The organism is Vibrio anguillarum, from assembly GCF_001989995.2.
Taxonomy (GTDB): Bacteria; Pseudomonadota; Gammaproteobacteria; order Enterobacterales; family Vibrionaceae; genus Vibrio; species Vibrio anguillarum.
This window is the reverse complement of the sequence record NZ_JAHGUP010000004.1, coordinates 15,343-27,658: the sequence shown is the minus strand read 5'-3', so window position 1 is coordinate 27,658 and position 12,316 is coordinate 15,343. Positions and strand designations below refer to the sequence as shown.

13 protein-coding genes and 1 pseudogene are annotated in these 12,316 nt (G+C 44.3%); 8 read left to right on the top strand and 6 right to left on the bottom strand.

Features of this window, described 5'->3' with window-relative positions; translation table 11 throughout:
* Positions 1–37: 37 nt before the first annotated feature.
* Entirely contained in the window at positions 38–628 is a 591-nt protein-coding gene (slmA, locus tag PL85_RS00530) for a nucleoid occlusion factor SlmA (protein ID WP_010318996.1), read from the bottom strand.
* Between the two features lie 208 nt (positions 629–836).
* On the bottom strand, positions 837–2,051 hold the full coding sequence (coaBC, locus tag PL85_RS00525; RefSeq protein WP_064626049.1) for a bifunctional phosphopantothenoylcysteine decarboxylase/phosphopantothenate--cysteine ligase CoaBC: 1,215 nt from the start codon (positions 2,049–2,051) through the stop codon (positions 837–839).
* A 221-nt stretch (positions 2,052–2,272) separates the two neighbouring features.
* On the opposite strand from coaBC, the gene radC reads away from it, so the two are divergent.
* The 5 genes from radC to mutM all read left to right on the top strand — a co-directional run bounded on the left by radC (position 2,273) and on the right by mutM (position 5,118).
* Positions 2,273–2,947 carry a RadC family protein gene (gene radC, locus PL85_RS00520; RefSeq protein ID WP_010318993.1) on the top strand — a complete coding sequence of 225 codons (675 nt, stop codon included), beginning with the start codon at positions 2,273–2,275 and terminating at the stop codon, positions 2,945–2,947.
* A 277-nt stretch (positions 2,948–3,224) separates the two neighbouring features.
* Positions 3,225–3,461 (top strand): 50S ribosomal protein L28, encoded by a 237-nt coding sequence (rpmB, locus tag PL85_RS00515; protein ID WP_004397476.1) that lies wholly within the window; start codon positions 3,225–3,227, stop codon positions 3,459–3,461.
* 13 nt (positions 3,462–3,474) lie between these two features.
* Complete coding sequence (gene rpmG / locus PL85_RS00510; RefSeq protein WP_010318992.1) at positions 3,475–3,642, top strand: 50S ribosomal protein L33; 168 nt, start codon at positions 3,475–3,477, stop codon at positions 3,640–3,642.
* A gap of 135 nt (positions 3,643–3,777) precedes the next feature.
* Positions 3,778–4,245: a hypothetical protein gene (locus PL85_RS00505; RefSeq protein WP_013855728.1), complete on the top strand. Its 468-nt coding sequence runs from the start codon at positions 3,778–3,780 to the stop codon at positions 4,243–4,245.
* A gap of 63 nt (positions 4,246–4,308) precedes the next feature.
* Positions 4,309–5,118, top strand: a complete 810-nt coding sequence (mutM, locus tag PL85_RS00500) for a bifunctional DNA-formamidopyrimidine glycosylase/DNA-(apurinic or apyrimidinic site) lyase (RefSeq protein ID WP_019282786.1) — start codon at positions 4,309–4,311, stop codon at positions 5,116–5,118.
* A 15-nt stretch (positions 5,119–5,133) separates the two neighbouring features.
* Here the strand turns inward: mutM and coaD are convergent, their stop codons facing one another.
* Positions 5,134–5,625, bottom strand: a complete 492-nt coding sequence (gene coaD / locus PL85_RS00495; RefSeq protein ID WP_026028196.1) for a pantetheine-phosphate adenylyltransferase — start codon at positions 5,623–5,625, stop codon at positions 5,134–5,136.
* Between the two features lie 123 nt (positions 5,626–5,748).
* Between coaD and PL85_RS00490 the strand changes: the two genes are divergently transcribed.
* Complete coding sequence (locus PL85_RS00490) at positions 5,749–6,783, top strand: glycosyltransferase family 9 protein (RefSeq protein WP_019282785.1); 1,035 nt, start codon at positions 5,749–5,751, stop codon at positions 6,781–6,783.
* Here the strand turns inward: PL85_RS00490 and PL85_RS00485 are convergent.
* On the bottom strand, positions 6,752–7,537 hold the full coding sequence (locus tag PL85_RS00485; RefSeq protein WP_019282784.1) for a glycosyltransferase family 2 protein: 786 nt from the start codon (positions 7,535–7,537) through the stop codon (positions 6,752–6,754). The two genes, PL85_RS00490 and PL85_RS00485, sit on opposite strands and share 32 nt — an antisense overlap.
* The gene (locus PL85_RS00480) at positions 7,534–8,604 is read right to left on the bottom strand and encodes a glycosyltransferase family 9 protein (protein WP_115339369.1); all 1,071 of its coding nucleotides are present in this window, start codon (positions 8,602–8,604) and stop codon (positions 7,534–7,536) included. The genes PL85_RS00485 and PL85_RS00480 overlap by 4 nt, the downstream gene beginning before the upstream one ends.
* Before the next feature lie 115 nt (positions 8,605–8,719).
* Between PL85_RS00480 and PL85_RS00475 the strand changes: the two genes are divergently transcribed.
* Together PL85_RS00475 and PL85_RS00470 are read left to right on the top strand one after the other, a co-directional pair.
* Positions 8,720–9,415, top strand: a complete 696-nt coding sequence (locus PL85_RS00475) for a 3-deoxy-D-manno-octulosonic acid kinase (RefSeq protein WP_029388341.1) — start codon at positions 8,720–8,722, stop codon at positions 9,413–9,415.
* A gap of 10 nt (positions 9,416–9,425) precedes the next feature.
* Positions 9,426–11,420: an acyltransferase family protein gene (locus PL85_RS00470; RefSeq protein WP_115339368.1), complete on the top strand. Its 1,995-nt coding sequence runs from the start codon at positions 9,426–9,428 to the stop codon at positions 11,418–11,420.
* A 191-nt stretch (positions 11,421–11,611) separates the two neighbouring features.
* Here the strand turns inward: PL85_RS00470 and PL85_RS00465 are convergent.
* A pseudogene (locus PL85_RS00465) lies at positions 11,612–12,308 on the bottom strand (CatB-related O-acetyltransferase).
* Positions 12,309–12,316: the final 8 nt, after the last annotated feature.

Below are 12,316 nucleotides of genomic sequence, written 5' to 3'. Positions count from 1 at the left end.
CACTGATGATTCTTTATCACGACGTTGGCGGCGGTTTTTACTCAATCTGAGCGCTTAATAACGCCCAATACGCTTCAAAATTTGCCGTCGGTTGGTATTTAAAGTCAGATCGCACAAAGCGATTTAAGCTGCCTTCCACTTGACCAAGCAATTGAGCGGCTAAAATGCTTTCGTCGACGGGGAAGGATTTACCTTCACGCAGTTTACGTTCGCGAAGGATCTGGCGTAGTGACGTTTCTATGCGTTCGAACAGTTGGTTGATCCGTTCACGCAGTCGCTCATTTTCAAACATTAGAGCATGGCCGGATAAAATTCGTGTCAAGCCCGGGTTACGTTCCGAAAAAGCCAAGATAAGTTGTAGCACTAAGCGGATGCGGTTGAGTGTATCTTTCTCTTCATCCAAAATGCGATTAATCCGCGACATTAAAGACTCTTCAATAAACTCAATCAAGCCTTCAAACATCCGTGCTTTACTCGGAAAATGACGGTACAAAGCCGCTTCAGAAACGCCCACTTGCTTAGCAAGCTTTGCTGTGGTGATGCGTGATGCACCATCGTTAGATTCCAGCATTTCAGCGAGTGCTTGTAGAATCTCTTCACGACGATTGATTTTCTTATTGACGGCCATGACCCGATTTCCTTTTAGTTACCACATGCTTGTGAGCAAATATTTATACCCTTCAGATGGTTTGGGTATTGTCCGTTAAGCGCAGTAGTTTAACGGACAGTTTTCGGACTGCGTAGCGTAAAAATGAAAATGATTGAACTGGGTGGTGATTTTACCACCCAATAAACGCTATGAACCCTAAAAGAAGCTTAGAACGTCTGTTTGTCGCCTACAGTTGACTCGCGATCAGTTGCATCAGTGCGTGAGCTAATGCAGATTTTGAACTCAAAGGTAATGCTTGCTCTCCGCCTTGCCAATAGACGGTTAATGCATTGTCGTTGCTGTTAAAGCCTTGGCCCGCAACAGAAACATCATTGGCGCAGATCATATCCAGTTTTTTGTTGAGCAGTTTAGCACGGGCATATTTTTCAACTTGCTGCGTTTCAGCTGCAAAGCCTACCGTGAACGGGCGGTTTTCTTTCAATGCGGCTACACTAGCGACGATGTCGGGATTTTTGACCATGGTGATGAGCATGTGATCGCTCGCATCGGTTTTTTTGATCTTTTGATCGGCGACGATCTCAGGGCGATAGTCGGCTACGGCGGCGCAACTGATGAATACATCATGTGATTGCGCTTGCGCCATCACTTGCTGATGCATATCGCAGGCACTTTCCACATCAATACGTTGTACTTGTGGCGGTGTGAGCAAATTGACCGGGCCACTGATCAGAGTCACTTTCGCGCCCAATTGAGCGGCGGCCTGCGCAATCGCATAGCCCATTTTGCCTGAACTGTGGTTACTGATATAGCGAACTGGATCGAGCGCTTCACGGGTTGGGCCTGCGCTAATCAACAGTGATTTTCCCGCGAGCAGTGTGTTGTTCGCTACCTCTGTTTGGAAAAAAAACTCGCAGCGCTCAACCAATTGCATTGGCTCAAGCATGCGGCCCGGGCCAACATCGCCACACGCCTGTTCACCAGCTGCAGGGCCCCAAATCATCATTCCTCGGCGTTTAAGCGTGGCAATATTCTCTTGTGTGGCGATATTGCGATACATCTGCTGATTCATTGCCGGCGAGACGGCCACTGGCGCATTGGTGGCTAAAATCAAAGTGGTGAGTAAATCATTACCCATCCCTGCGGCGACGCGGGCAATGAGATCCGCTGTCGCGGGAGCTAGCAGGACTAAGTCTGCCCATTTGGCAAGTTCAATATGGCCCATAGACGCTTCGGCGGCTGGGTCTAATAAGCTATCTGAAACTGGCCTGCCAGAGACGGCTTGCATGGTCAGTGGCGTTATAAACTCTTTTGCAGCGTGAGTCATCACCACTTGTACTTGTGCGCCACGTTCAATCAAACGACGCGTTAACTCAGCACATTTATACGCAGCAATACCGCCGCTAATGCCGAGCAGAATCTTTTTTCCTGCCAGTGTTTGCATTATCTTTTCCTCAAAAATTCTGCGCATTATGTTAGCACAACTCTCGCATCGAGTGACCTTATGATCCGCTCAATCCTTTCATATTGGACGAGTGTTTCTGCGTCTTTCATCACTTATCAATTACAAAAAACCATGAATCAAGCCTAAATAAAGAGAAGCAAAGTTGCAGGCTTGGCTATTTCTCTATGTTGTCTGAGTACCTTTAGCCCTAGGAGTGCTTAATGAGCCTCAAATCACTGCCCACAGAATCAATGCCACGCGAAAAATTGCTTGCTCGCGGTCCTCAGGCATTATCGGATGCTGAACTGCTGGCGATTTTCCTTCGTACTGGTACTCAAGGAATGAATGTACTCGCTCTCTCGGATCTGCTGCTGCGCGAGTTTGGATCACTTCGAGCGCTTTTTTCGGCCAACCAGCAAGAGTTTTGCCGCCATAAAGGGTTGGGCGAAGCCAAATACGTTCAATTGCAGGCGGTGCTTGAAATGACGCAGCGCTATTTGGCCGAAACGCTCAAACGAGGTGGCGCTTTGACTAGCCCAGAGCAAACCAAGCTTTATTTATCGAGTGTGCTACGCGATCGCCATCGAGAAGCCTTCTATATTCTGTTTTTGGATAATCAACACCGAGTGATCAGCGATGAAGTGCTGTTTGAGGGGACGATTGACGCGGCCAGCGTTTACCCTCGAGAGGTAGTTAAAAGAGCACTCCACCATAATGCAGCGGCATTAATATTGGCCCATAATCATCCGTCAGGCGTTGCTGAGCCTAGCCAAGCCGATCGCAGAATCACACGTCGATTAACCGATGCGCTTGCGTTAGTGGACATCCGTATTTTGGACCATTTTGTGGTGGGCGACGGCGAGGTAATTTCTTTTGCAGAAAGAGGGTGGATTTGAATCACATTTTAGGTTGTGACTTAAGATTATTCTGGTATGATTCGCGCACTAAATTATCAACCTAAATCAGCTCTGCTTAAAAAAAGATCGCCAAATCCGTAAAAAGGATCTGTTCGGGTCTTGAGCAATGCATGTCAAGTTAGTATAATACGCGACCTTTGATAGCCTTGTATGGATTTTCCATAACGGTTTTTAACCTCAAACTTCTTAATACATCGAGAACGAGGTTCGGCCACCAAGGTTGATATCGAGCTGAAACGATTTGGAGAAGACATTCATGTCCCGAGTATGCCAAGTAACTGGTAAGCGTCCAATAACGGGTAACAACCGTTCACACGCACGAAATGCTACTAAGCGTCGTTTTCTGCCGAACCTACAAACTCATCGTTTCTGGGTAGAGAGCGAAAAACGTTTTGTTAAACTACGTCTAACTGCTAAAGGCATGCGTATCATCGATAAGAAAGGCATTGATGCTGTTCTTGTTGATATCCGTGCACGTGGCGAAAACGTTTAAGAGGAATTGAGCAATGGCTAAAGGCATTCGTGAGAAAATTCGACTAATATCTTCTGCAGGTACTGGTCACTTCTACACAACTGACAAGAACAAACGCAACATGCCAGGCAAATTTGAGATCAAGAAATTTGATCCAGTAGTTCGCCAGCACGTTCTTTACAAAGAAGGCAAAATCAAGTAATTGATTTTACGCTTTGTAAGCATTGAAAGACCCAGCTTTGGCTGGGTTTTTTATTATCTGGAATTTGTACCCTGCAATGTCAGCTCTCACTATAATGTGCTAAGTTACTCAAAGATAAACTCTTAGGGATCACTTATGCGTATCAATCGCCGCCGTTGGAATAATATTCTTATCTTGGCTGTTATTGCTTTTATTGCCATTTTGAATTTACCCACAGTCATCAAAACTTATCTTATTGAACCGCCTGCTAGCCCTTATCCTTATGTGATTAATCCAAATGCACAGCTGCAAGCACTGCATTTTACTGACTGGTCACTTGAACTGAATCAAAACCGTTGGCGATCAAGCAAAGCAATTTCAGTTGCTCCTGAAATATTGGCACAACGCTGGCAGAGTTTAGTTGGTACAGAAGTAGATGATGCCACTTACGAGTCGCTTGCGTCTCTACTACGCAACCCACAAACCGTGGAGGTGTGGTATCAGGATCGCGAAGAGCCGCAAAGGATCACCTACTACCAAACCCCCCAGTTTTGGTTATTGAAAAATTGGCAAGAGAAATGGGTGGCACTTTCGGTAGAAGAAGCTTTTCTTTTTCCGAACTGAGTCATTATTTCTCTTTGAGCGTTGAACAAACCAATAACGACGAACGAAGAATCGAGATTTATCATGCCTGAGTTACCCGAAGTTGAAGTAAGTAAAATGGGGATTAGCGCGCATCTAGTTGGGCAAACGATCCAACAACTGACATTTCGCACGCCCAAATTACGTTGGGCCATCCCTCAAGAGCTGAAACAGTTAGAAGGGCAAGTGATCCGCAATATTGCCCGCCGGGCCAAATATTTATTGATAGAGACCGATATTGGCAGCGCGATTGTTCATTTGGGAATGTCAGGTTCATTGCGAGTATTGGAGTGTGATTTTCCGGCAGGCAAGCATGATCACGTTGATCTGCGATTAACCAATGGCAAGGTGCTGCGCTACCACGATCCTCGTCGATTTGGCGCTTGGTTATGGTGCGAACAAGGAGAAAGCCACTCTGCGTTGAGTAATATCGGTCCTGAGCCATTAACCGATGATTTTGATGCAGATTACATTGCGCAAAAAGCGAACAATAAACGTATCGCCGTTAAGCAATTTATTATGGAAAATAAAGTGGTGGTTGGCGTAGGCAATATCTACGCGAGTGAATCACTGTTTAATGCGCGAATTCTCCCCACTCGGCCCGCTCATTCGCTGACACTGACTGAATGGAATTGCCTCGTGCGAGAAATTAAATCAGTCTTAGCAACGGCGATTCAACAAGGTGGCACAACCTTAAAAGATTTTGCACAAGCGGATGGTAAACCGGGCTATTTTGCTCAAGAGCTTAATGTGTATGGCAAAGCGCAGCAGCCTTGCCCAGCGTGTGGGCAAGCGATTGAAGCGCTGAAAATTGGTCAGCGTAACACCTTTTTCTGCTCTGCTTGCCAAAAATAAGGTACGTCCTAAAGGCTATATTTTCTTGCCATGCAAGGCGTTAGCGACAATGTCAGGAACAAATTGATCAACTTCTCCACCATGAATCGCCACTTCTCGCACAATGGTGGAGGAGATAAACGCATGCTCCTCTGATGGCGTAAGAAACACACTTTCCAGCCCCGGCATCAAACGGCGGTACATGTTGGTCAAACCAAATTCATACTCGAAGTCAACCGTAGTACGCAAACCGCGGATCAGCACATTGGCTTTTTCATCACGCGCAAAATCGACCATTAACCCAGCAAATCCTTTGGCAGTGACATTCTCTAAATGTTGAGTGACGGCGCTGGCAAAGGCGACCCGCTCTTGCAGAGTAAACATGGTGTTTTTGCTTGGGCTGGCGGCGACGGCGATGATCACTTCATCAAACATATTGGCGGCGCGTTCGATCAGATCCAAATGACCATTGGTGATGGGATCAAAAGTGCCGGGATAAATCACACGCGAAATTCTTTTTTGGCTCACAGTGGAAGGCTCATATTGGTTAACTGGCACTGATATTAACAAAAAGACTCAAAATTACCTATTGAACTCGGTATGATGTAGCCCGCACTAAACTGTGACACTTAGCGAGTGAGAGAAGAGACGATGAATAAGTTGTTGGTGATCCGTAACGATAAAATTGGTGATTTCATGCTGGCTTGGCCAAGTTTTGCGATGCTAAAAGCCTCGTTGCCAGATTGCCATATTACCGCGCTAGTCCCCAGCTATACCGTCGCGCTGGCCGAGCTTTGCCCGTGGATTGATGCGGTGATGGTCGACCCAACGGAAAACGCGTCCTCTGCGCAGAAAAAGCAATGTATTCAAGCGATTAAACAGCAACACTTTGATGCCTCGATCAACCTCTTCTCGACCACTTACAATGCACTATTAGTTTGGAAATCTCGTATTCCTTATCGTTTAGCGCCGGCGACTAAATTCGCTCAAATTTTTTACAACAAACGAATTAAGCAAAAACGCTCTCAATCAGCCAAACCAGAATATGAGTATAACTTAGATTTGGTACGCGCTTTTTTGCATGATATTGGCAAAGAGGTTGTCGAGCCGAGCGCACCTTATCTACAATTTGATCAAGCGAAGCTTGTTGAACAAAAAAGCAAACTGGCTACGCAACTTCATCTCGATACCAGTAAAGCGTGGGTGTTTGTTCATGCCGGAAGCGGCGGCTCAGCGAATAATTTGTCGCTAGAGCAATACACGCAGTTAGTGATGGGGATTGATAGCAAGCAAGAAATTATCCTCACCGCTGGGCCGGGAGAAGAGGTGAAAGCCGCGCAGTTAAAAGCTTTGATTGAAGAAAAGGGCGGGCGAGCGGCACTGTATGATAAAAATGAAGGGCTTGTTGATTTCTCACGCTCGATTGCTTGCGCTGATATTTTTATCGCAGGTTCAACTGGGCCTTTGCATATTGCCGCTGCGATTGATGTGCCCACAGTTGGCTTTTTCCCCGCCAAACGTTCAGCCACGCCACTGCGTTGGCGACCATTGAATTCACAAGGTCGCCATATCGCTTTTTGTCCACCACAAGCAAAAGACAAAGAAACTCAGGCCGATATGAGTCGCATTGATATTAATGCGGTGTTAGCTGAACTTAACCCTTGGGCGGCTCAGTACTGGTTCTAACCCATAAATCGGCGTATTTAACAAAGGTTGAGTGCGCCGATAATAAAGAAAGCAAGAAGCCTTGCTTACCATCTAAAAAGCCTGCTTTTAAAACGTACATTTTCAAAAAGCAGCCAAACGCATGAAAAATACCTTGGCTAATGCTGCTTTTCTTACCACGTTTTTCTCGTTGCTCTGCCCATGCCTTGGCATAACCTGCGGATTTAACTAAATAATGATGAATATCGTTATAGGTGTAGTGAATCGCATCACCTGCAAGATTCTCGACTTTCATGCCATCTGCGACTTCGACTTTTTCATGCACCAAAGCCTCGTTATATTGCGTTAATTGAGTTGGGTAGAGGCGCAACACGCGATCAGGATACCAACCACAGTGGCGAATATAGCGGCCAAAAACCCAACTCAAACGGGCAAATTGATACAGTGTATTGGGTTTATTAGCCGCGACCGCTTGCTGAATGCTCTCTTTTAACTCTTTGGTCACGCGTTCATCGGCATCTAGCCACAACACATAATCAGACTCGACATACGACTGCGCTAAGCGGCGCTGTGGGCCAAACCCAGGCCACTGCGAATTGACAAAAAACTTGTCAGTATAACGGCGTGCAATCTCTTCGGTATTATCACTGCTACCTGAATCTAAGACGACGATTTCATCTACCCATTGGTGAACGGTTTCCAAGCAAGCTTGCAGATGTTGCGCTTCATTTTTAACGATCAGCGCAACGGCTAAAGTAGGTTTGTTCACATTCATTCCTCGGATATTGGGTTTAGCTGAAAATCAGCCGTTATCTTATCAAACATTTGGATAACATGGCTTGCTTGAATGCGCTGCATCGCTTGTTCATCTTTGACGCGAGTACGCCAACTGACTTGCTCTTTCGTTTTTCCTGTTTCGGCAAACAGTGCTTCGTCATAAGCCGACACCACATAATCACGATACTGATAAGGCCCTGTGCGCTGCGGATTATGGTGAGCGTATAAACCGATAACTGGGGTATTCATTGCATTGGCCATGTGCGCTGGGCCTGTATCTGGCGCTATCACTAAATCGGCTAAGTCGAGCAGTGCCAACATCTCTTTAAGTTGGCTTTTACCAACGACATTGAGTACCGGCTGAGTCAGTTTACTCGCTATTTCGGCTGCTAGATCAACTTCAATTTGCGCAGGGCTACCGGCTAAAATAATATGCCAACCAAGTTGTTGAGCATGAGTTATCACTGTTACATAACCTTCAGCGGTCCAATTTTTATAAGCCTTACTCGCGGCAGGAACCACGACTAAATTACGCTTTGAATGTGCAAGTTGCTGCTTGGCCCATTGATGATCGGAATCTGAATAAGTGAGTGACCACTTAGGTTCTAGAACTTTGACTCCAAGGCATTCTGCAAACGCGAGTAAGCCATCTAATACATGAGGCGCTTGAGGCGATATCACTTTTACATTGGTAAATAGGTGCTGGAAATCTTGGCTGCGGGCGGCATCAAAACCGAGTTTATATTTAGCTTTAATACCCAGAGTGGCAATACTGGCACGAAAGGCATACTGCATATGCAAAAGCGCATCGAAGGATTGCCCTTTAAGTTCTGCCCACAGTTTTTGATACGCTTTCCACCCCTGTTTTTTGTCGAATATAACCACGTTTACATTCGGTAAATCAGTGAGTAACTGCGCTTCCAGTTTTCCTGTGATCCACGTGATATGAGTTTCAGGCCATTGGTGTTGAATTGCTTGCACGGCGGCCACTGCATTGCACACATCGCCAATCGCCGACAGACGCAACACACAAATTGAGCGTGGGGCAGAAGAAAAAAGAGCCATAAGTGACATCGATAGAGAGAAAGTTAGTAAGAATTATGCAGATAGCGCCGATAAATGTAAAATGCCAAACAAGCACAATGAAGCACATTCAATCTCGTCATTAAAAAGTGAAACGATGAAAACGCTGAAAAAAGAGAATCAAACAATTTGGTATGACGAGCATTTGCTAGTTGAAGATCCGCTCCGCTGTTTTAACCCCGAGTTTTGGCAGCAGGCTGGTAGCGTCACAGGTAGTGCAACTGGGCGCGGCACGACATGGTTTGTAAAAGCTGAAAAAGTAGAAGCGGCACTACGCCACTATAAGCGTGGTGGATTGTTCGGTAAGTTGGTCAGTGATCACTACTTTTTCTCAGGTTGGAAGAAAACTCGCAGCTTCCAAGAATTCGAATTGCTCAATACTCTGAGAGAGTCTGGGGTAAATGTCCCACGCCCGATTGCAGCGCGAGCAGTAAAGCGCACTTTTTGTTATCAGGCCGATTTACTCAGCGAAAAAATCCCGAATGCCCGCGATCTGGTGTCTATTTTACAAGAACGTCCATTACCGACTGAAATGTATGAGAAAATCGGCCTAGAAATTCGCAAAATGCATGATGCGCAAGTCAATCACACCGATCTCAATATCCATAACATCTTGATTGATGGCCAAGAAAAGGTATGGATTATTGATTTTGATAAGTGCTGCCAGCAACAAGGTGAGAGCTGGAAGAAAGGAAATTTAGATAGATTGAAGCGATCGTTTGAAAAGGAATTAATCAAACGGAAAATCCATTGGACCAAAGAGCATTGGGAATTAATGCTGGCGAGTCAATAAGTAGAATTAAATGAGTAATCTGAAATATAGAGCAGATATTGACGGTTTGAGAGCGATAGCCGTTTTGATGGTGGTTTTATTCCACATGAATGCTGATTGGATCCCTGGAGGATTTATTGGTGTTGATATTTTCTTTGTTATCTCTGGCTATATCATAACGTCAGCGATTTATCCTCAGATTGTAAATAAAGAATTTTCGTTTAATCAGTTTTATGTAAAACGAATCAAAAGAATCCTACCGCTATTTTATCTGGTAGCGATGACAAGTCTTGTTTTTGCATATTGGCTTTATACTCCGAATGATTTTATGGGCTTTGCCGATAGCTTACGGTATGCAAGCACATTCATTGCTAATGTTTACTTTGAAAAACACTCCGGTTATTTTGCTCCAACCTCAGAAACGTTGCCATTACTCCATACTTGGTCATTATCTATCGAAGAACAATTTTACTTTGTCTGGCCGATGGTCTTAATCCTCGCTGCTCGTTACCTCAATTCGCGCTTTTTCTGGGGAGTAATGTCTGCGACTTTAGTTGGATTCATTGGTTATTCTGAATATATGGCTAGATTAGGAGACAGCTCTGGTTATTATTTAATTCAAAGTAGAGCTTTTGAACTCTTGATGGGAGCGCTGTTAGCAATAATGGTTTACTCAAAAAGCCAAAACAGCAGGGAATTACCCAGAGGCTTTTATCATTTTACTGGGATTGTCGGGATGGTTAGCCTAGTTTGGCTCTCTTTCTCTTTGAATGAAAGTGATGTGTTTCCCGGTATTCATGCGCTATTTGTGACTATCGCTTCCGCTTTAGTCATTGTCTCTGGGACGTCAAAAACCAGCACTATTTCGTACGTATTGAGTTTGCGCCCCATGGTGCTCATCGGTCGTTTGTCTTACTCATTGTATCTATGGCATTGGCCGGTATTGGCTTTTTATCGTTACTATTTCATTAGCTTTACGATTGTCGATGCCATCATTTGTGGAGTGATCACGGTTATTCTCTCTTTTGCCTCTTGGCTGTGGGTAGAAAACCCTTTGCGGCATGCGCAGATTGGCAAGCGATGGGTTTACTTGTTTTATTTGATTTTGCCGATTGGATGTTCGGTCGTGATTGCTAAACAGATTGTTGCGCAAGATGGTTATCCAACACGATTCAGTGATTCAGTCCAAGCGATATTTAGCCAATCCGCTTATACGTTTGATGATAATAAGAATCATCGTATGCAGATTGTGGATTCGTACCCTTTTGAATCACCAGTGATAGGAGACATCGAGCAACCGATTACAGCTTATATCTGGGGGGATTCACATGCAGGCCATTTTAGAAGTTTTGTTGATGTTTTAGGCAAGCAAGAGGGGTTTGCTGCACTGTTTGGAGGTTTAGGTGGCTGCCCTCCTGTTATTGGAAGCGATTTGATTAAACATGGAAAGCCAGAGCAAAAGTGTTCTGAACGTAATAATGAAATAGCCCTTAAGTTAGCTGAGTTGAAGCCGGATGTGGTTTTTTTAGCTGGACGTTGGACTATGTATGTAGAAACAACACGTTCTGTTGGCGAGAAAGGTAGTCGTGTCTACTTAGGCGATGAAACGGATTATAGCGAATCGATTGATAATAGCCGTAGAGCTTTCAAAGAAGGTTTAGAACGGACAATTAAGCATTTGGTTGAAGCTGGTATCAAGCCTATTTTGTTTGAACAAGTGCCAGATTATGACTTCAATCCTAGCAATTGTTTAGTTAAGAAAGCTACCTATGGATGGATGAAAGATGCATCCTGTGATTTACCTTTAAGTGCAATGATTGAACGTCAGGAGATGACAAATACAATTATTGATGAGATTGCAAAAAAATATCCACAAGTTGAAATTATCCCAATCTTATCAATTATTTGTGATGAGGTTAGTTGTAAAAGTCAGCTAAATAGTACTCCTTTGTATATGGATAATAATCATCTTAATTATGAAGGTGCGAGAGTATTAGCAGAACACTGGTTAGGGATAAATCAATGAAATTTCAGTAAGGGGCTAGCTGACCCATCTGAACTGAGTGATACCTCAAGTAGCTTAATTCTGTATTCTTAGTGATTGATATATTAAAAAACGCAATTGGCTGACGATTGCGTTTTTTGTTTTATGACCAAAACGGAGGGGGAATACATTAGTCCAGTGGCATATGTCTTGTAGGATAAAGCACAGGTCAGCTAGCTTAGATGAATTTTTTCTGGTGTATATGGCTTAAGTTTGAGGAGTTGTTGGCCAAAATAGTCACACAGCTGTGCACCTGAGAAATTCAAATCCATACCTACAAAATCTTTATAGTGATAATTCCACCATTTTAGTTCTAGGAGCTGACAGATCTCACTTTCTGAGAAGCGATATTTTATCACTTTGGCCGGAATGCCGCCGACAACTGCGTATGGAGGGACATCTTTGGTTACGACTGCATTGGCTGCGATCACTGCACCATCAGCAATCTTTATCCCTGCCTTTAAAGATACATTCTGTCCAATCCATACATCATTACCTATGACCAATCTTTCTGCTGTTTTGAGCGGTTTTAGTGCGAATGGCTGGCGCTCACCACCCAGAAAATCATACTCATAAGTTAATGGCGATGTTGTAAAGGTGTGGAGAGGATGCTCAGTACCGATTATTTTTAAACCGCCAGAGATCGAGCAGTATCGACCAACGATTGAATCTACTGGCAGTGCAGAATGGGAGTATGAAAATGCCCCCATTTGCCACAAATGATTTCTTGAGATACTAAAGTGTGTGTGGCTCAATCGCGAGTGGCTCAGCGATCTTATAGGCTTTCTTAAACCACTTTTTGAGCGTGATATGGGACTTTTTTAACTGAATAAGCTCATTAACAGTTAAAAAGCGTTTTTGGGTTTTCATAGTCAATT

What these genes read in the sequence shown, in the direction of transcription:
- slmA (WP_010318996.1), bottom strand. Translation starts at nt 628, where the DNA reads ATGGCCGTCAATAAGAAAATCAATCGTCGTGAAGAGATTCTACAAGCA.
- PL85_RS00475 (WP_029388341.1), top strand. Translation starts at nt 8,720, where the DNA reads ATGAAAACGCTGAAAAAAGAGAATCAAACAATTTGGTATGACGAGCAT.
- PL85_RS00470 (WP_115339368.1), top strand. Translation starts at nt 9,426, where the DNA reads ATGAGTAATCTGAAATATAGAGCAGATATTGACGGTTTGAGAGCGATA.
- mutM (WP_019282786.1), top strand. Translation starts at nt 4,309, where the DNA reads ATGCCTGAGTTACCCGAAGTTGAAGTAAGTAAAATGGGGATTAGCGCG.
- radC (WP_010318993.1), top strand. Translation starts at nt 2,273, where the DNA reads ATGAGCCTCAAATCACTGCCCACAGAATCAATGCCACGCGAAAAATTG.
- PL85_RS00480 (WP_115339369.1), bottom strand. Translation starts at nt 8,604, where the DNA reads ATGGCTCTTTTTTCTTCTGCCCCACGCTCAATTTGTGTGTTGCGTCTG.
- PL85_RS00485 (WP_019282784.1), bottom strand. Translation starts at nt 7,537, where the DNA reads ATGAATGTGAACAAACCTACTTTAGCCGTTGCGCTGATCGTTAAAAAT.
- rpmB (WP_004397476.1), top strand. Translation starts at nt 3,225, where the DNA reads ATGTCCCGAGTATGCCAAGTAACTGGTAAGCGTCCAATAACGGGTAAC.
- coaBC (WP_064626049.1), bottom strand. Translation starts at nt 2,051, where the DNA reads ATGCAAACACTGGCAGGAAAAAAGATTCTGCTCGGCATTAGCGGCGGT.
- PL85_RS00505 (WP_013855728.1), top strand. Translation starts at nt 3,778, where the DNA reads ATGCGTATCAATCGCCGCCGTTGGAATAATATTCTTATCTTGGCTGTT.
- PL85_RS00490 (WP_019282785.1), top strand. Translation starts at nt 5,749, where the DNA reads ATGAATAAGTTGTTGGTGATCCGTAACGATAAAATTGGTGATTTCATG.
- rpmG (WP_010318992.1), top strand. Translation starts at nt 3,475, where the DNA reads ATGGCTAAAGGCATTCGTGAGAAAATTCGACTAATATCTTCTGCAGGT.